This is a genomic window from Pseudomonas sp. R9.37, from assembly GCF_963878885.1.
Lineage (GTDB): Bacteria > Pseudomonadota > Gammaproteobacteria > Pseudomonadales > Pseudomonadaceae > Aquipseudomonas.
Window position 1 is genome coordinate 228,519 of the sequence record NZ_CAWNZA010000001.1, and the last position, 18,135, is coordinate 246,653.

Annotated in this window: 15 protein-coding genes; 13 read left to right on the forward strand and 2 right to left on the reverse strand. The window is 54.2% G+C overall.

Features of this window, described 5'->3' with window-relative positions:
* Positions 1 to 27 precede the first annotated feature (27 nt).
* A complete protein-coding gene (locus AACU78_RS01060) occupies positions 28 to 1,929 on the reverse strand; it encodes a sigma-54-dependent Fis family transcriptional regulator (protein WP_106579391.1) in 1,902 nt (633 codons plus the stop codon).
* Between the two features lie 272 nt (positions 1,930 to 2,201).
* Between AACU78_RS01060 and exaC the strand changes: the two genes are divergently transcribed.
* The 13 genes from exaC (at position 2,202) to AACU78_RS01125 (ending at position 17,440) form a co-directional block, all read left to right on the forward strand.
* The gene (exaC, locus tag AACU78_RS01065) at positions 2,202 to 3,722 is read left to right on the forward strand and encodes an acetaldehyde dehydrogenase ExaC (protein ID WP_106579392.1); all 1,521 of its coding nucleotides are present in this window, start codon (positions 2,202 to 2,204) and stop codon (positions 3,720 to 3,722) included.
* A 193-nt stretch (positions 3,723 to 3,915) separates the two neighbouring features.
* Complete coding sequence (gene eat / locus AACU78_RS01070; protein ID WP_106579393.1) at positions 3,916 to 5,349, forward strand: ethanolamine permease; 1,434 nt, start codon at positions 3,916 to 3,918, stop codon at positions 5,347 to 5,349.
* 53 nt (positions 5,350 to 5,402) lie between these two features.
* Positions 5,403 to 6,797, forward strand: a complete 1,395-nt coding sequence (locus AACU78_RS01075; protein ID WP_106579394.1) for an ethanolamine ammonia-lyase subunit EutB — start codon at positions 5,403 to 5,405, stop codon at positions 6,795 to 6,797.
* Complete coding sequence (gene eutC, locus AACU78_RS01080) at positions 6,794 to 7,624, forward strand: ethanolamine ammonia-lyase subunit EutC (RefSeq protein ID WP_106579395.1); 831 nt, start codon at positions 6,794 to 6,796, stop codon at positions 7,622 to 7,624. Before AACU78_RS01075 ends, eutC begins: the two co-directional genes overlap by 4 nt.
* A gap of 96 nt (positions 7,625 to 7,720) precedes the next feature.
* Positions 7,721 to 8,179: a GNAT family N-acetyltransferase gene (locus AACU78_RS01085; RefSeq protein WP_017136027.1), complete on the forward strand. Its 459-nt coding sequence runs from the start codon at positions 7,721 to 7,723 to the stop codon at positions 8,177 to 8,179.
* A gap of 420 nt (positions 8,180 to 8,599) precedes the next feature.
* Positions 8,600 to 9,256, forward strand: coding sequence for a DedA family protein (locus AACU78_RS01090; RefSeq protein ID WP_106579396.1), 657 nt, complete (start codon positions 8,600 to 8,602; stop codon positions 9,254 to 9,256).
* A 6-nt stretch (positions 9,257 to 9,262) separates the two neighbouring features.
* Positions 9,263 to 10,093, forward strand: a complete 831-nt coding sequence (locus AACU78_RS01095) for a M90 family metallopeptidase (RefSeq protein ID WP_106579397.1) — start codon at positions 9,263 to 9,265, stop codon at positions 10,091 to 10,093.
* Between the two features lie 93 nt (positions 10,094 to 10,186).
* The gene (gene ppa, locus AACU78_RS01100; RefSeq protein WP_003176323.1) at positions 10,187 to 10,714 is read left to right on the forward strand and encodes an inorganic diphosphatase; all 528 of its coding nucleotides are present in this window, start codon (positions 10,187 to 10,189) and stop codon (positions 10,712 to 10,714) included.
* A gap of 214 nt (positions 10,715 to 10,928) precedes the next feature.
* Positions 10,929 to 11,699, forward strand: coding sequence for a LexA family transcriptional regulator (locus AACU78_RS01105; RefSeq protein ID WP_106579398.1), 771 nt, complete (start codon positions 10,929 to 10,931; stop codon positions 11,697 to 11,699).
* A gap of 570 nt (positions 11,700 to 12,269) precedes the next feature.
* The gene (locus tag AACU78_RS01110; RefSeq protein WP_106579399.1) at positions 12,270 to 14,792 is read left to right on the forward strand and encodes an ATP-binding protein; all 2,523 of its coding nucleotides are present in this window, start codon (positions 12,270 to 12,272) and stop codon (positions 14,790 to 14,792) included.
* Positions 14,789 to 15,427: a hypothetical protein gene (locus AACU78_RS01115; protein ID WP_106579400.1), complete on the forward strand. Its 639-nt coding sequence runs from the start codon at positions 14,789 to 14,791 to the stop codon at positions 15,425 to 15,427. The genes AACU78_RS01110 and AACU78_RS01115 overlap by 4 nt, the downstream gene beginning before the upstream one ends.
* Positions 15,424 to 16,017 carry an HNH endonuclease gene (locus AACU78_RS01120; protein ID WP_106579401.1) on the forward strand — a complete coding sequence of 198 codons (594 nt, stop codon included), beginning with the start codon at positions 15,424 to 15,426 and terminating at the stop codon, positions 16,015 to 16,017. Before AACU78_RS01115 ends, AACU78_RS01120 begins: the two co-directional genes overlap by 4 nt.
* Positions 16,010 to 17,440 carry an HsdM family class I SAM-dependent methyltransferase gene (locus AACU78_RS01125; RefSeq protein WP_158266164.1) on the forward strand — a complete coding sequence of 477 codons (1,431 nt, stop codon included), beginning with the start codon at positions 16,010 to 16,012 and terminating at the stop codon, positions 17,438 to 17,440. Before AACU78_RS01120 ends, AACU78_RS01125 begins: the two co-directional genes overlap by 8 nt.
* Positions 17,441 to 17,543: 103 nt before the next feature.
* On the opposite strand, the gene AACU78_RS01130 is transcribed toward AACU78_RS01125, so the two are convergent.
* Positions 17,544 to 17,777, reverse strand: coding sequence for a DUF6124 family protein (locus tag AACU78_RS01130; protein ID WP_106579403.1), 234 nt, complete (start codon positions 17,775 to 17,777; stop codon positions 17,544 to 17,546).
* Positions 17,778 to 18,135: the final 358 nt, after the last annotated feature.

Here is an 18,135-nt window from a genome sequence, read left to right on the forward strand (position 1 = left end):
TAACCGGCGTTAATGGCCTGATTAAGCTTAAGAACTTCGTTCAATCCCGTGTTTGCGCAACTTTCTGTAAAGCGTATTCCGGCTCACCCCCAAATGCTCAGCGGTGTGGGTCATGTGCCAATGGTGGTGCTGCAACGCTTCAAGCAAGGCCACGCGCTCCGCATCGTTCAAGGCAAGGCCGGGAAGGAGTTCAGAGGCCACGGCGGGTCGGGTCTGGCGAATGATTGACGGCAAGTCGTCAAACCTGATTCGCCCATCCTCGGACAACGCCGCCAAGGTGCGTAATACGTTGCGCAACTGCCGCACGTTGCCCGGCCAGGCAAAGTCCAGCAGCGCCTGACGCGCCGTCTCGTCGAGCAACACGACCTCCCCTGGCGCCTCATCGGCCAGCAAAAAGTCCAGCAATTGGGCTTTGTCGCTGCGCTCACGCAAAGCCGGCACGTCGATTTCAAGGCCGTTGAGGCGGTAGTACAAGTCTTCGCGGAAGCTGCCGCTGGCCACACGCGCCAACAAATCACGGTGCGTTGCGCTGATGATCCGCACATTGATTGCTTGCGGCTCACCGCCGATGGGCACGACCAGACGGTCTTCCAACACCCTCAGCAGGCGGGTTTGCAATGCGAGGGGCATGTCGCCGATCTCGTCGAGAAACAAGGTGCCGCCGTCGGCCTGCTGTAACTTGCCGCGCATGCCTTCCTTGAGCGCGCCGGTAAAACTGCCGCCGCGATACCCGAATAGTTCGCTTTCGATCAGGCTCTCAGGAATGGCGGCGCAGTTGAGCGCAACAAACGCCTTGTCAGCCCGCTGACTGGCCTGATGCACGGCCTTGGCGAAGGCCTCCTTGCCCGAACCGGTTTCACCGTTGATCAGCAACGGCACGTCGCGCTCGAACACCCGCAGCGCCTTGCGAAATTCATTCTGCAGCACCGGGTCGCCCAGGCAGATGCCCGCCAGGCGCGGCGCCTGGGGCTTGGCCTGCGGTGCCGGCACGCTGCGTGCCTGGCCGCGCAATGCGGCGAATAAATGCCGGCCATCACGGGTACGCAGTGGCCAACTGGCCGTGGCGTTGGCGCTGGAACGGCCAAGCAGTTGATCAAGGGAACACTCGAAAAACGCTTCCACCGGTTGCCCCAGCAAACCGCCACGAACCTGTGCCAGCAGGTTCAGCGCGCTTTGGTTGACGGCGCAGATCCGCCCTTCGCCATCGAACGCCAGCAACCCTTCACTGAACAGCCCCACGGATTCGGCCTGCAGGTGAAAACGCAGCAACCACTGGTTTTCAAAATGACGCAGGAAGTAACAACTCTCGATCATCTTCGCCGACAGGTTCACCAGCGCCATGGTGTGGAATTGGCTCTGACGCGACACGGCCTCGCGCGCCGACGACACGTCCAGCACGGCCAACAGCTCGCCCTGAGGGTCGAACACCGGGCTCGCCGAACAGGTCAGGCCGGTGTGGCGGCCGCGAAAATGCTCATCGCGGTGAATGGTCAGGGATTGGCGCTCCACCAGGCAGGTGCCGATGCCGTTGGTGCCTTCGCACGCCTCACTCCAGTCGGCGCCCAGCCACAGCCCGGCGCGCTCGAAAATCTTGCGTTCCGAAGGTGCGGTCACACAGTTGAGAATCACCCCACGCGCATCGGTGAGCAATACCGCATGGCCGGCGCCGGAAAGCTGCTGATGCAGGCTGTTCATTTCGCTGCCGGCAATGTGCAGCACCTGCTGCAGGCGTTCGCGGCTTTCCAGCAGGCGGCCATGTTCGAGCACGGTGGGGGCGATGCTCAACGCGGGGTCGAGGTGATAATCCTCCAGGCAGCGCAGCCAGGAGCGGGCGATGGACGGGTCGCTGCCCGGGCCTTGGGCAAGGTCCTGCCCACGGGTGACGGTGAGGACTTGCTGGGCATGGCGACTGAAATGATCGTTTTGCATGTTCTTATTATTCTCTCTGCGTGAGAGCAGCCAGCATCCCCCAGCCACCCAGGCATTGCAATCCCGGGCAGACCCGCCGGTCACGGGCTGTACCGTTTGTGGCACACACTGTCACCCCACCTGTACCAGCCCTGTCACAGCAACGCCTTGCAATAAACCCCAAGCCCTTGATTTACCTGGCCTGCAAAGCAGTGGCCCGACCTTTGCTCTACGCTTTATCAAGCGCAACACCGCTGTACTCCAATAAACATAAAAGTCAGGAGATACCCACCATGCGTTATGCACATCCCGGTACTGAAGGCGCGATTGTTTCGTTCAAGGCCAAGTACGGTAACTACATCGGCGGCGAATTCGTCGCGCCGGTGGATGGCAACTACTTCACCAACACCTCGCCGGTCAACGGCAAGCCCATCGCCGACTTCCCGCGCTCCACGGCTAAAGACATCGACAAAGCCCTCGACGCCGCCCACGCCGCCGCGGATGCCTGGGGCAAGACCTCGGCTCAGGACCGCTCGCTGGTGCTGCTGAAAATCGCCGACCGCATTGAACAGAACCTCGAACTGCTGGCCATCACCGAAACCTGGGACAACGGCAAAGCCGTGCGTGAAACCCTCAACGCCGACATCCCACTGGCGGCCGACCATTTCCGCTACTTCGCCGGCTGCATCCGCGCGCAGGAAGGCACCAGCGCCGAAATCAACGAACTGACCGCCTCGTATCACTTCCACGAACCGCTGGGCGTGGTCGGCCAGATCATCCCGTGGAACTTCCCGCTGCTGATGGCCGCGTGGAAACTCGCCCCGGCCCTGGCTGCCGGTAACTGCGTGGTGCTCAAGCCCGCCGAGCAAACACCGCTGGGCATCAACGTGCTGATGGAACTGATCGGCGACCTGCTGCCGCCAGGCGTGCTGAACGTGGTGCACGGTTACGGCAAAGAAGCCGGCGAAGCCCTGGCCACCAGCAAACGCATCGCCAAGATCGCCTTTACCGGCTCGACCCCGGTGGGCTCGCACATCATGCACGCGGCGGCCGAGAACATTATTCCGTCCACCGTTGAGCTGGGCGGCAAGTCGCCGAACATCTTCTTCGCCGACATCATGAAAGCCGAACCGTCGTTTATCGAAAAGGCCGCCGAAGGCCTCGTGCTGGCGTTTTTCAACCAGGGTGAAGTGTGCACCTGCCCATCGCGCGCGCTGGTAGAAGAGTCGATCTACGACGACTTCATGAAAGTGGTGATGAAAAAGATCGAGCAGATCAAACGCGGCGACCCGCTGGACACTGACACCATGGTCGGCGCCCAGGCGTCCGAGCAGCAGTTCGACAAGATCCTGTCCTACCTGGAAATCGCCAAGGGCGAAGGCGCGCAATTGCTCACCGGCGGCAAGGTCGAGAAGCTCAGCGGCGACATGGCCGGCGGGTATTACATCCAGCCGACCCTGCTCAAGGGCACCAACGAAATGCGCGTGTTCCAAGAAGAAATCTTCGGCCCGGTGGTGAGCATCACCACCTTCAAGGACGAAGCCGAAGCCCTGGCAATTGCCAACGACACCGAGTTCGGCCTGGGCGCCGGTGTGTGGACCCGCGACATCAACCGCGCCTACCGCATGGGCCGCGCGATCAAGGCCGGCCGCGTGTGGACCAACTGCTACCACCTGTACCCGGCGCACGCCGCGTTCGGCGGCTACAAGAAGTCCGGTGTGGGCCGTGAGACGCACAAGATGATGTTGGATCACTACCAGCAGACCAAGAACTTGCTGGTGAGCTACGACATTAACCCGTTGGGTTTCTTCTAACTCAAACCTGTAACAGGCGACCAGCTCTCAACTTGACATGCAATCAAGTGTGGGAGCTGGCTTGCCTGCGATGCAGGCACCTCGATGTGTCAGGCACAGCTCAGCTCCCACATTAGATCTACGCAAGTACTCGCAACTCGCATTCGGCACAAAGAGGCCGAGTTAAAACAATAAGAATGGACGGTACTTTCCCATGCCTAGCGAACCCACTGGCTCTTCCGTCGACTTCGAAAAAGTCGGCACCGACTACTTCCAACAACGCGAACTTAAAAAAGGCGCCGCCGGCTGGGTGCTGTTGGTCGGCCTTGGCGTTGCCTATGTGATCTCCGGCGACTACGCCGGCTGGAACTTCGGCCTGGCCCAAGGTGGCTGGGGCGGCATGTTCCTCGCCACGTTGCTGATGGCCACCATGTACCTGTGCATGTGCTTCTCGCTGGCCGAACTGTCTTCCATGATCCCCACCGCCGGCGGCGGCTACGGCTTTGCCCGCAGCGCCTTTGGCCCCTGGGGCGGCTTCCTTACCGGCACCGCGATCCTGATCGAATACGCCATCGCCCCCGCGGCCATCGCGGTGTTTATCGGTGCTTATTGCGAGTCACTGTTCGGCATTGGCGGCTGGATGATTTACCTGGCGTTCTACATCATCTTTATCGGCATCCACATCTTCGGCGTGGGCGAAGCCTTGAAGCTGATGTTTGTGATTACTGCCGTAGCGGCGATTGCCTTGGGCGTGTTCCTGGTGTCGATGGTGCCGCACTTCAACATTGCGAACCTGCTGGACATCCCCGTGACCGAGGCCAAAGGCGCCAGCACTTTCTTGCCGTTCGGCTACGTCGGCGTCTGGGCGGCGATTCCCTATGCGATCTGGTTTTTCCTCGCCGTCGAAGGCGTGCCGTTGGCTGCCGAGGAAACCAAGAACCCCAAGCGTGACCTGCCTCGTGGCTTGATCGGTGCCATTGTGGTGCTGACCAGTTTTGCCCTGTTGATTCTGGTCATCGCACCCGGCGGCGCCGGCACTTACGCGCTGATCAAGTCGGGCAACCCGTTGGTTGAGGCGCTGGCACTGTCCTACGGCGGTTCGACCTGGATGGGCAGCTTCGTCAACCTGGTTGGCTTGGCCGGGCTGATCGCGAGCTTTTTCTCGATTATCTACGCCTATTCGCGGCAGATCTTCGCCTTGTCCCGCGCCGGTTACTTGCCGCGCAAGCTGTCGCAAACCAACAAAAGCAAGGCACCGGTGCTGGCGCTGGTGATCCCGGGCATCATCGGTTTTGGCCTGTCACTGACCGGCCAGGGTGATTTGCTGATTCTGGTGGCGGTCTTCGGCGCGACCATTTCCTACGTACTGATGATGGCCGCGCACATCACCCTGCGCATCCGCCGCCCCAAAATGGACCGTCCGTACCGCACGCCGGGCGGCATTTTCACCTCTGGTGTCGCGCTGGTACTGGCCTGCGTGGCCGTAGTGGCGGGCTTTCTGGTGGATCCGCGGGTGGTGATTGGCGCCGCGATCATCTATGGAGTATTAATTGCTTACTTTGCTTTCTACAGCCGGCATCACTTGGTAGCAGGCACGCCCGAAGAAGAATTCGCCGCGATCCAGGCCGCAGAGGCCGCCTTGCACTGAATGCCGTAAACCTCGACGCGGGCAGCTGGCCCGCGTCGCCAAGGAGACACTGTATGGCAAGCTTTTCCCACGCGGTGGGTGCACAGACCTACCGCTTCGACAGCCTCAAGGACGTGATGGCCAAGGCCAGCCCGGCGCGTTCCGGGGACTTCCTGGCCGGCGTGGCCGCGCAGAACGACGGCGAACGCGTGGCGGCGCAGATGGCGTTGGCGAACATCCCGTTGAAGCACTTCCTCGAAGAAGTGCTGATCCCCTACGAAAGCGACGAAGTCACCCGGCTGATCATCGACACCCACGATAGACAGGCGTTTAGCGTGGTCAGCCACCTCACCGTCGGCGGCCTGCGCGATTGGCTGCTCAGTGACGCGGCCGACGAACACGCCCTACGCGCATTGGCGCCGGGGCTGACACCGGAAATGGCCGCCGCCGTCTCCAAGATCATGCGCGTGCAGGACTTGGTGTTGGTTGCGCAAAAGATCCGCGTGGTCACTCAGTTTCGCGGCACCATGGGCCTGCGCGGGCGCCTGTCGACGCGCCTGCAGCCCAACCACCCGACGGACGAACCGGCGGGCATCGCCGCGAGCATTCTCGACGGCCTGCTCTACGGCAATGGCGACGCCATGATCGGCATCAACCCGGCCACCGACAGCATCGCCTCGATCTGCGCCATGCTTGAGATGCTCGATGCGATCATCCAGCGCTACGAAATCCCCACCCAGGCCTGCGTGCTGACTCACGTGACCACGTCCATCGAGGCCATCAACCGGGGCGTGCCGCTGGACCTGGTGTTCCAGTCGATTGCCGGCACCGAAGCGGCCAACGCCAGTTTCGGCATCAGCCTGAGCGTGCTGCAGGAAGGTTACGAGGCGGGTTTGAGCCTGAACCGCGGCACCTTGGGCCAGAACCTGATGTACTTCGAAACCGGCCAGGGCAGCGCCTTGTCGGCCAACGCGCACTTTGGCGTCGACCAGCAAACCTGTGAGACCCGCGCCTACGCCGTTGCGCGGCATTTCAAGCCGTTTTTGGTCAACACCGTCGTAGGTTTTATCGGCCCCGAGTACCTGTACAACGGTAAGCAGATCATCCGCGCCGGCCTGGAAGACCACTTCTGCGGCAAACTGCTCGGCGTGCCGATGGGTTGCGACATCTGCTACACCAACCACGCCGAGGCCGACCAGGATGACATGGACACCCTGCTGACCCTGCTGGGCGTGGCCGGGATCAACTTCATCATGGGCATCCCCGGCTCCGACGACATCATGCTCAACTACCAGACCACCTCGTTTCACGACGCGTTGTACGCCCGACAAACATTGGGGTTAAAACCGGCGCCGGAGTTTGAACAGTGGTTGGCCAAGATGGGCATCTTCACGCAAGCCGACGGCAAGGTGCACTTCGGCAACAGCCTGCCACCGGCGTTTCGCCACGCCTTGAAGCAATTGGGATGAAGGAGCCGCCTGTGCAAGTAGAACTGCCTGACAACCCGTGGCTGGAACTGCGCCGCCTGACCCCGGCGCGCATCGCCCTGGGCCGCACCGGCACCAGCATTCCCACCAGTGCGCAGTTGGACTTCCAATTCGCCCACGCCCAGGCGCGCGATGCGGTGCACCTGCCTTTTGACCATGAAGGCCTGAGCAGCCAAATGGCCGAACGCGGCCGTGAGAGCTTGTTGCTGCACAGTGCCGCCGTTGACCGACATATGTATTTGCAACGCCCGGACCTGGGGCGACGCCTCAGTGATGAGTCAGCGCAGAGCTTGCGCGACTACGCCGCCGCGAACCCTGGCGGTGTGGACCTGGCCGTGGTGGTGGCCGATGGGCTGTCGGCGCTGGCCGTGCATAAACACACGTTGCCGTTTCTGACACGCATGGAGGAACAGACTCACGCCGAAGGGTGGTCCTTGTCGCCAGTCATCCTGGTGGAACAGGGCCGCGTGGCGGTGGCCGATGAAATCGGCCAGTTGCTGGGCGCCAAGATGGTGGTGATTCTGATCGGCGAGCGGCCGGGGCTCAGCTCGCCGGACAGCCTGGGGTTGTATTTCACCTACAACCCCAAGGTCGGGCTCACCGATGCGTATCGCAACTGCATTTCCAACGTGCGCCTGGAAGGCCTGAGCTACGGCATGGCCGCGCACCGCCTGCTTTACTTGATGAAAGAGGCGTGTCGCCGGCAGCTGTCGGGGGTCAACCTCAAGGACGAGGCACAGGTCCAGACCATCGAGTCGGATGATCCTGACCTGATGAAAGGCAATTTCCTGCTCAGCCCGCCGGAATGACCGATAGCCGCACGATTGCGCTTTTTTGCGCCATTAGGCAGCATCCGGTCACGGCCGCTTGTGTGGTCACCCCCCATTTGGAAGTTGAGGCCTGGCATGCGGATTACTCAAGCGACCCTGGAACACTTGGACCTGTTGACCCCGTTGTTCGTCAAATACCGCGAGTTCTATGGCGCGCTGCCGTTCCCCGACTCATCGCGGGCGTTTCTGGAAAAACGCCTGCGCCGCAAGGAGTCGGTGATCTACCTGGCCCTGGCCGACGATGATGACAAGCGACTGCTGGGTTTTTGTCAGCTGTACCCGAGCTTTTCGTCGCTGTCGCTTAAACGCGTGTGGATCCTCAATGACATCTACGTGGCCGAAGATGCGCGCCGGCAGTTGGTGGCGGACAACCTGATGCGCACGGCGAAAAAAATGGCCAAGGAAACCCAGGCGGTGCGGCTGCGGGTGTCGACCAGCAGTGACAATGAAGTGGCGCAGAAGACCTACGAGTCGATTGGCTTTCGCGAAGATACGGAGTTCAAGAACTACGTGTTACCGATCAGCGAAGACTGATAACGCCGAATGGCTTCGGCTTCCCCTTGTGGTGAACGGCCTTACAGTGGCGAGCAGGCTGAGTGTGGCGAGCGGGCTTGCCCCGCGTTGGGCTGCGCAGCAGCCCCAAAACCAAGCGCCGAGTTATAACTGAAGAAATGCAGAACTTCTCGGGGGGCTGCTTCGCAGCCCAACGCGGGGCAAGCCCGCTCGCCACAGCAAGACCGCTCGCCACAGAAGGCCCGCTCCCCTATTTGGATCAATGTAGATCGGACATACCCACGACACGCCCCGCTACAAAACCCACACGCTTTTCACCTCTCAATACGTATAATGCGGACCTTTCAGGGTTGTAAGAAATACGGCATACACTTGTAGCCTTACTTACCCGTAGACCCCGCACTGGCCTGCTGAGCCGGGCCATTCACACAGGTGCCATCCATGGATTTCAACCCGCTCGACCTTATCCTGCATCTCGACGTGTACCTCGACATGCTGGTGAGAAACTACGGAGTGTGGATCTACGCCATTCTGTTCCTGGTTATCTTTTGCGAAACCGGCTTGGTGGTCATGCCATTCCTGCCCGGTGATTCCTTGCTGTTCATCGCTGGCGCTATCGCGGCAGGCGGCGGCATGGACCCGATCCTGTTGGGCGGCTTGCTGATGCTGGCGGCCATCCTGGGTGACAGCACCAACTACGTAATCGGGCGAACAGTGGGAGAACGCTTGTTCAGCAACCCGAACTCGAAAATCTTCCGCCGCGACTACCTGCAAAAAACCCACGAGTTCTACGACAAGCACGGCGGTAAAACCGTGACCCTGGCGCGCTTCCTGCCGATCCTGCGCACCTTCGCGCCCTTTGTCGCCGGCATCGCCAAAATGCCTTACCCGCGCTTCTTCGGGTTCAGCGTGTTCGGCACCGTGCTGTGGGTCGGCGGCCTGGTGACCCTGGGTTACTTCTTCGGCAATGTGCCGTTCATCAAGAAGAACCTGTCGCTGCTGGTGGTCTTTATCATCCTGCTGTCGCTGATCCCGATGATCATCGGTGTGTTCCGCAGTCGCTTTGGCCGCTCGTCCTCCGAAGCCAAACCGCAGTAACCTGCGATGTGGTCCCTCAGCGCCTGGCGTCGCCGGCGCCTGCTGGCCAAGCACCCGATTGCCGACGACACCTGGCAACGGGTGCGCCACCACCTGAGCTTTCTCGACGGCATCAGCGCCGAGCAAGACCAGTGGCTGCGCGAAGCCTGCGTAGTCTTCCTCGCCGAAAAACACCTCACCGCCCTGCCCGGCGTCGAGCTGCACCAGGAGCACCGCCTGCTGCTCGCCGCCCAGGCGCAACTGCCGTTGATGAACCTGGGCGACCTCGATTGGTACCAAGGCTTCCACGAGATCGTGCTGTACCCCGACGACTTCGTCAGCCCGCAACGCCATCGCGATGCCAGCGGCGTCGAACACGAGTGGGACGGCGAACACAGCGGTGAAGCCTGGCAGCAAGGCCCGGTGATTCTCGCCTGGCCAGGCGTGTTGGCCAGCGGCCAGTGGGAAGGCTACAACCTGGTGATCCACGAACTGGCGCACAAACTCGACATGCTCAACGGCGACGCCAACGGTCTGCCGCCGCTGCACCACGACATGCGCGTGCAGGACTGGGCCAGCGTGATGCAAAGCGCCTTTGATGACCTCAATCGCCAGCTGGACGCCAACCCGGACGCGGACACCGAGATCGACCCCTACGCCGCCGAAAACCCGGCGGAGTTCTTTGCCGTCACCAGCGAATATTTTTTCAGCGCCCCGGATTTACTGGTCAGCACTTATCCACAGGTGTACGCGCAACTGAGCCGCTTTTATCGCCAGGATCCCCTGGCCCGCCTGCATCAACTGCAGGCCAGCGATGCGCGCTATCAGACGGAACGCCACGCGCCGTACGACGTCTGACGCATGGCATCGGCGTCAGAATATGCCTATAATCGCCGCCACTTTTAGGCCAATCCGGCCATGTTCCATGGCCAACTACGGGGGCAACGCCCAATGAGCTACAGCAAGATTCCGGCTGGCAAAGACCTGCCGAACGACATCTACGTCGCCATCGAAATTCCGGCCAACCACGCGCCGATCAAATACGAAATCGACAAAGACAGCGACTGCCTGTTCGTTGACCGTTTCATGGCCACCCCAATGTTCTACCCGGCCAACTACGGTTTCATCCCCAACACCCTGGCTGACGACGGTGACCCCCTCGACGTGCTGGTCGTAACCCCTTACCCGGTTACCCCAGGCTCGGTTATCCGCGCGCGCCCAGTCGGCATCCTGAACATGACCGACGACGGCGGCGGCGATGCCAAAGTTATCGCGGTACCCCACGACAAGCTGTCCCAGCTGTACGTGGACGTGAAGGAATACACCGACCTGCCGCCACTGCTGCTGGAACAGATCAAGCACTTCTTCGAGAACTACAAAGACCTCGAAAAAGGCAAATGGGTGAAGATCGACGGTTGGGGCAACGCAGACGCCGCCCGCGCCGAGATCATGAAGTCGGTGGCTGCCTACAAAGGCTGATACCCGCTCCTCATCGCCTCGGCAATCAAAAAAGCCCCGACTATTCGGGGCTTTTTTTGTGGGAAAAATTAAACTGCAAGTGCAATGTTTAATGCGCCATGTTTAACAGCATTAAGACACTGACATATCGACCTACAACTAAGTAAATCCCTACACGCGCAATTCAACGCATAGTTTATTTGATGTCTTTTTCCGGCCAGTAAACTCTGCGTTTATGAATACATCAGGTGATCGACTAAAAGCGTTATTACGGGAAGTTCATCTTTCCGCCTCCGACTTCGCCAAGAACCGCGGCGTCACGCCTCAACACGTGAACAACTGGTTCAAACGCGGCGTGCCCATGGGCCGACTCAACGAGATCGCAGAACTGCTCTGCGTCTCCAGCCGTTGGCTACGCACCGGCGAAGGCCTCAAACACCCACCGGCCAACTTCCTGCTGGAAGGCCCGGACACCGCCAAAGGACTGCGCACCCGCGAAGAAAGCGGCAAATACCTCACAGGCCCCGCCTGCCTCCCGGAAAAAATCGACGTGGAGATCGCCCTCCACCCCACCTTCACCTCCAACGAACGCATCCGCGTCACCCTGCACACCCTCAAAGCCCTCAACGTCAACCCCGACCGCGCCATAGGCGCCTACATGGTCGACAACAGCATGATCGACATCATCCAACAAGGCGCCACCCTCGCCATCGACCGCGGCCGCAGCCAAATCACCGACGGCGAAATCTACGCCGTCGAACACGACGGCATGCTACGCATCAAATACCTCTACAACCGCCCCGGCGGCGGCCTGCGCATGCGCAGCCACAACGCCAGCGAACACCCGGACGAATACCTCACCCACGAGCAACGCTTCGAACAGAACTTTCAGATCGTGGGTTGGGTGTTCTGGTGGTCCACCCTCAACAACCGCCGACCGGTGCCGCTGGACGAACACCTGCTGGGCTGGGAAGGCTCTAAATCGGACCCGGAGGTAGGCATTTGAGGTGAATGTGGGTATCATCCGCCGCACATTTGGCAGGGGGTGGCTTAAAGCTATTCACCCTGCTCGGCGATGCGGAGGAGTTCCCGCGGATGCCCTTACTATTCAGCCCGACGTGATGTGGGCTGAGCGATTTGAAGGCTGGTGAGGTTTGTCAAAAACAAGCTGAGGCAGTCCCCGAGAAGCCGGCCACAAGCCGGCTTTTTAATGTCTGCAGTAAGGTAAGCCGTTAAGTAATCGCTACGCTAAGCGATCATATGAACGGGCTGCGCCTCAGAAAATTAAGGCTAGTCAGTGCAGTTTCTCAAAAAAGCCTTTTGAGAAACGGTCACCAATACCATCTTGACTTCATACGGGTAGTGGATGGTGCTTAAAATCCACCAAAAACTCTCTTTCACGACAGTTTCTTAACTGCTAAATTACGTGCTAATGTTTCATAGCCAATAGCCAGTACTTAGATAACGATCTACGATGCACATTTGCTGGTGCGGAAGCGACGATTGCCGTCGTGGCTCCTCTTCAACGCGCCTAATTTCGTACCGTAGCCAATGGATTTTTCATTAGGAGGGATCCGTGAAAAAGGTTCCGTTTAACGTATCCGCCAGAACCGCACGACTTATAGGTCGAGAGAATGTCTCCTCTGCTGAGGGAGCCCTAATTGAATTAGTAAAAAATAGTTATGATGCTGATGCGAAAATCTGCGTCGTCTATTTCGATGATTCTTTTGCAGAAATACCAAAATCAGCAAGTCAGCAACAGCTAGATAGCCTTGTTAATATAACGGGCACCCCCAACATATATCAATGTTACGAGAAAAACCTGTTCGACAACGACTGGATATTCTCCGACCGACTCTACAACACGCACTTTAGCAGGGAACAACGTCACGCTATCGAAGCATGTTTGCTAAAGACTGTGGGTCTTCATATATTTGATGACGGCCATGGAATGCTCGAAGAAGTTATCGAAAACTCCTGGATGACCATTGGCACAGACAATAAACATCAAAACTTTTTTTCGGAAAAAACTGGAAGAATAAAGTCAGGTGCAAAGGGCATAGGACGCTTCGCGCTTGATAGGCTAGGAGAAAAGTGCCAGCTTTTAACAAAGACTGCTGATTCACACACAACATTAGCATGGCATGTCGACTGGAGTGACTTTGATAAGCAAGGAGCAACAATCGACAAAATCAATGCGGAGCTTGGCGCGTCTCCTGTATCTCTCTGCGAAAACTTATTACGCATTGACAGTCCAAACTTAAGCGCTCTGGATATATCAAAGGAGCAAAAGGGAACTCATATCTTTGTTTCTTCTCTCAGAGATGCGTGGACTAAAGACAGTATTGAAAGAATCTACAAGGAACTAGAGACATTAGTTCCTCCAACCGAAGGAAGCAGCTTTTCTATACATCTCCTCAGCAAGGCACATCCCGAATCCTTTGGGATAGTAGAACCGACAATATGCGATGACTACGACTGTAAAGTTCATGTAGAGCTCAATGAAGATGGAGTAGTTTCCTTTACCTTTAATCGCCACGAAGCAGACCCAAGCAAACTGACTCCTGAACTATTAAATAGAAGTTACTTTCAAGAAAACAAAATATCCAAAGAGTACTTATGCAACAAACCACACAGTTATTCAAAATACCTTACGGAGCTTATTCCTGGAATCACTGAGCATCGAGAAAACGTACATAAAACTATTGGCACTTTTGAATTTACATTTTACTTCCTGAAAAGACAGAGTGAAAAGAACGATATAGCTACTTTCTTACATCGGAACTATGATTCTAGTGCAAGAAAAAAATGGCTCGACAATAACAGTGGCATTCGCGTCTATCGTGATAATTTTCGAGTTCGCCCGTATGGCGAAGTTGGAAAGCCTTCCTGGGATTGGATTGGTCTTTCCTCACGGCAAGCAGGAGACCCCTCAGCACTTAGGACCGGACGTTGGAGAGTCAGCCCAAACAACATATCTGGCTCGATCAATATTTCAAGAGTTAAGAACCTCGAGCTTGAAGACAAGTCAAGCCGGGAAGGGATGCGGGAAAATGACAGTTTTGCCATTTTTACAAATATTATCGAGTCGATAATTAAAGAGTTCGAACAGGACCGTAGCAATATCTACAGTGAAATCTACAAATACTCTGACTCACTGAAAGATACACCTACAGACGAACATCTTAACTTAGCTCAAGAGGCCGATGCTGAAACACTAGCCCAAAAGATATTTGCGAATATAAAAACAGAGCCTCTAAAAGTAAAAAATGACTCAGATAAGCTAGCCGTAGCGTTATTGAAAGCCAAAGCGAGATCTAGAGAAGCCGATGAACGTCTCGATGAAATGAAGCGAGAGAACTCGTTACTCAGAGTATTCGCATCAAGCGGCCTAACAATCGCGGCATTTACACACGAACTGGATGGATTGAACGCTAAACTAGGTGGTCGCTTTGATCAGCTACGAGAGCTTTTAAACTCCTACTTAGAACTATCAGCACCTGAACGTCTTCAAGTCCAAAGTTATAAAGATCCATTTAAGCGGATAGAAACATTGCGTCGAGACGACGAGAAAATAAAAAACTGGATCAAATATTCACTGAGAACCATTAGAAAAGATAAAAGAAACCGTAAAAAAATCACTTTACTCGACTATTTTGAAAATTTGCGAGACGAGTGGAATAGCACACTAGTAGACCGTCAAATAGATATTAAAATCTCTGCAACCAATAATGATGCCTATCTCAAAGCGTACGAGATAGACTTAGACTGCATATTTAACAATTTAATTATAAATTCAACTGAAGCATTTAAAAGAAGTGGATTTAGCGGGGAGCGTCAAATCACTATAGAGATTATAGACCACATAAACATCATCTTATTTAGTTATAAAGATAGCGGGCCTGGCCTATCTCCAGACATCAAAGATCCCAATGAAATATTCATCGCCAACTATTCAACAAAAATAAACAAACAAGGCCAACAAGTAGGAACAGGCCTAGGAATGTGGTTAGTTAAAAAAACAATCGAAGAGTACTCGGGCAGTATAAAAATCAATAAGGCAAATGGGTTTTCACTGGACATGGAGATAAAAAAATGACAAAAGGACGATTGATTTATGTTGATGAAGACCCTGATGACATCGAACTATTCCAGCAATTTATTAACGAAAAATTCGATCTTAAAATTATTAAAATTGAGAATGACGATGACCTAGAGGCCATTGTCGATGAAATTTTAGGATCACAAAGTGAAGCACTGATCACTGACTACTTGCTTACAGAAAAGGCGAGAGTTAAATTTGATGGCCAGATTTTAATTGAAGCCATACAAGAGCGAAATAGACATTTTCCATGTTTCCTACTAACGTCTCACGCTCCAGATGCTCTAAACGCGACGCATGATGCTCGATTAGTTCAATCAAAAAGCATTCCATTTGGAGGCAATGACCTTAACGAGTACAAATCTCTTTTTATTATTCAGATTGAAAAAGTTATAAAGGCCTTCAGAGATACACGCCAAAAACTAGTTAACGAATTTGAAAATCTTAGTGCCTTAGACGTGGATAAACTCACTGCCCCGCAAAAACAACGACTTCTCGAGCTTGATGACTCGTTGGACTCTTATGGATTCACATCCAGCCCAATTCCAACAAAGCTAAAAGAAGACACCCATATCGCGCTACTCTCTAAACTTGTTGAAGACATAGATACACTTATAGGAATGAAAAAATGAATCTTCTCGTTCCTATTCATGCTATTTCACCTGTTCGTCGTAGAGATATATCTAGAAAAAGCAAATATACCGCTTACAAAGTTGATTTACGGACTGACTTTTCAAAAAAGTGCGGCTATTGTGGAACCGCTGACTATTACTCCGGAGGGCAACGTGGATTCCACATAGATCACTTCGCACCGAAAATAAAGTTTGCGCACTTAATTAATGAATATGACAACTTAGTTTACTGTTGCCCGATTTGCAATCTTGGAAAAAGTGATGATTGGCCAGGAGACGACCCTAAAGTATCATATTTGAATGATATCGGCTACATCGACCCCTGCCTTCCTTTATATCTTGATCACATTGCTAGGGATAAAACTGGTCAAATTGTTGCACTAACGAATCTCGGGAAATATATACATACTAAACTGAAACTAAATCTCAAACGTAGACAAATTTGCTGGCTTCTCGATAAAATGGAAAGCCAAATGAAGATTTTAGACAAAATTATCGCGGAAGATGAGGACAATCTCGAGTTGCTAAAGGCTTTTCGCTTAGTCACAAACCAATATCTTGAACACATTGGAATACTTAAGAGTGAGTGATGATTTGTTGTCGGTTGTCGAGAATTCTAGAATTTTTGCTCGTGACCAAATTTCTGAAAAAATAAAAAAATTAGAGGAACAGTATTTCACCCCTCCTCGGATTGCGCAAATCATGACCAATCTTTTTTCAGCTCGCCGTGAAAAAAGTATGGCTGTATTAGACCCATGTGCCGGCGTGGGTAACCTAACAGCCGCTCTCTATGAGTTCGGATTGAAAAACAGAGAACTCCAGCACTTCACATTAATTGAACGCGATCCATTTTTATATGAGTCATGTGTAAAAAACTTTTCCGCTGTAGAGGCAGTTCAGATACTTAACGCCGACTTTTTCCAATGTTTATCGACTCTGAATAAATTCGACAGAATCATATTAAACCCCCCGTACGCGAAGTTAAATTCAGCATCGGAGATCTCAAAACAGTGCGTAAGTGTACTCGGATATCCCGAGTCGAACTTATACTCTGCCTTCATCTCTCACTGCCTGAAGCTGCTTGCTCCTGAAGGCGAGCTAGTCGCGATTGTACCGCGTAGTTTCTGCAACGGCGCACTATTTAAAAACTTTAGAAAAAACTTAAGCGATAATTTTTATCTTCAAGCATTTTATTTATTTGAGTCTCGAAAAATATTTTCCGATTCAAACATACTTCAAGAAGTAATAATCATTAAAGTAGGTACAAAAAAACCTCAAACTGTTAAAATATATCATGAAAATAATGCAGGCGACTCCAGCTCAGCACGCTTCCCCGCAAAGACTATTGTGTTTCCTACCGACCCAACAAAAGTCATCCATATCCCGATGGCGGAAGGAGACAGAGAGCTATTATCTAAGATCTCAAAATTTCCATGCACATTAAAAAGCCAGGGATTTAGAGCATCAACAGGGAAGGTTGTCGACTTTCGCTGTGTCAGTCTTCTTAAAACTAAAAGCAGTCCTTCCACCGTAAACCTAATCTATCAGGACTGCGTAAACTGTGGGGCAGAAGTAACTTTCCTCACAACTAACAACAAGCCGCGCCACATAATCAACAGTTCGAAAACCAAGGCTTTGCTTATTACCAAAAACAACTACATTTTAATTCGCAGAATTTCCTTCAAGGAAGCTCCTACGCGAATTATCGCATCTCCGTTACTAACTCGACATTTTATAAAAAATTCAATTGCCGTAGAGAATCACTTAAACTATATATGGGGAGAGCACATTGAAATCACAGAAGAAATATGCCTAGCCTTATCAGCATACTTATCCTGCAAAACAGTAGACCGATATGTCCGTCGCTTTTCAGGACACACACAAATTAATGCAGCAGATTTAAACTCGCTACCTATCCCTGACACAAGCAAACTAGCTAAATTTTTCGAGCTCAATAAAAACTTGTCACTTCTTCAGCTAATAACCTCTGCAGATAATTACTTTTTCGATTAGCATCTAACATACAAAAACCGCTAAACAGTGAAATTTAACCTCCACTAAACTTTCCTATCTATGATAACTGCCCACTCCAAAAGAAGAGTGGGCAGCTAAACTCCTATTGGCTCAAACACTCCACAGCGCGATCCGCCACCATCTTCGCCATCTCCACCAAATGCATCACCGCTCTCTGCGGCGCGCCCAGCGGCTCCCCGAGCACCTGCGACGTAGCCACCGCACACTGCAGCAACTCCGCCACACGCACCCAGGCATCTTCAAAGCTCAGCTCTTCGTTAACAGTAAATGGGTTAGTCGCAGCCGATGACGGCAAATCCGAAACAACGTTATCCATAGAAAACCTCTAGCGGTAAGTGATACCACCGTCCTTTCGCGACTAAACGAGCAGAGGTGGCGGCTGTACGCAGGTTAGTCGACCGGCCGCTAGGCACCGGCGCACCCGGAGGTGCCCTGCGCACAGCCACCATAAAGTGCAGGTGAGGAGACACCTGGCTTTGGGATGGCGCGTGCGCCTAGCGAAGTCCGGGCGACTAAACCCGATCACTGAATGTGCAGTGACGGTCCGCAGCCTAGTCGCGGGATTTTGCTGGCGCAAGCCGCTCGGATTCTCTAGGAAACGTCCTGCAAATGAAAGGGACCGGTACTGCTGGCTCTTCAACCACTGTCACCTTTGAGTTGACAGTAAGACTCAC

Bases quoted from the DNA above. Each gene is read 5' to 3' on its own strand.
- AACU78_RS01060 (WP_106579391.1), bottom strand. From the start codon at position 1,929: ATGCAAAACGATCATTTCAGTCGCCATGCCCAGCAAGTCCTCACCGTC.
- exaC (WP_106579392.1), top strand. From the start codon at position 2,202: ATGCGTTATGCACATCCCGGTACTGAAGGCGCGATTGTTTCGTTCAAG.
- eat (WP_106579393.1), top strand. From the start codon at position 3,916: ATGCCTAGCGAACCCACTGGCTCTTCCGTCGACTTCGAAAAAGTCGGC.
- AACU78_RS01075 (WP_106579394.1), top strand. From the start codon at position 5,403: ATGGCAAGCTTTTCCCACGCGGTGGGTGCACAGACCTACCGCTTCGAC.
- eutC (WP_106579395.1), top strand. From the start codon at position 6,794: ATGAAGGAGCCGCCTGTGCAAGTAGAACTGCCTGACAACCCGTGGCTG.
- AACU78_RS01085 (WP_017136027.1), top strand. From the start codon at position 7,721: ATGCGGATTACTCAAGCGACCCTGGAACACTTGGACCTGTTGACCCCG.
- AACU78_RS01090 (WP_106579396.1), top strand. From the start codon at position 8,600: ATGGATTTCAACCCGCTCGACCTTATCCTGCATCTCGACGTGTACCTC.
- AACU78_RS01095 (WP_106579397.1), top strand. From the start codon at position 9,263: ATGTGGTCCCTCAGCGCCTGGCGTCGCCGGCGCCTGCTGGCCAAGCAC.
- ppa (WP_003176323.1), top strand. From the start codon at position 10,187: ATGAGCTACAGCAAGATTCCGGCTGGCAAAGACCTGCCGAACGACATC.
- AACU78_RS01105 (WP_106579398.1), top strand. From the start codon at position 10,929: ATGAATACATCAGGTGATCGACTAAAAGCGTTATTACGGGAAGTTCAT.
- AACU78_RS01115 (WP_106579400.1), top strand. From the start codon at position 14,789: ATGACAAAAGGACGATTGATTTATGTTGATGAAGACCCTGATGACATC.
- AACU78_RS01120 (WP_106579401.1), top strand. From the start codon at position 15,424: ATGAATCTTCTCGTTCCTATTCATGCTATTTCACCTGTTCGTCGTAGA.
- AACU78_RS01130 (WP_106579403.1), bottom strand. From the start codon at position 17,777: ATGGATAACGTTGTTTCGGATTTGCCGTCATCGGCTGCGACTAACCCA.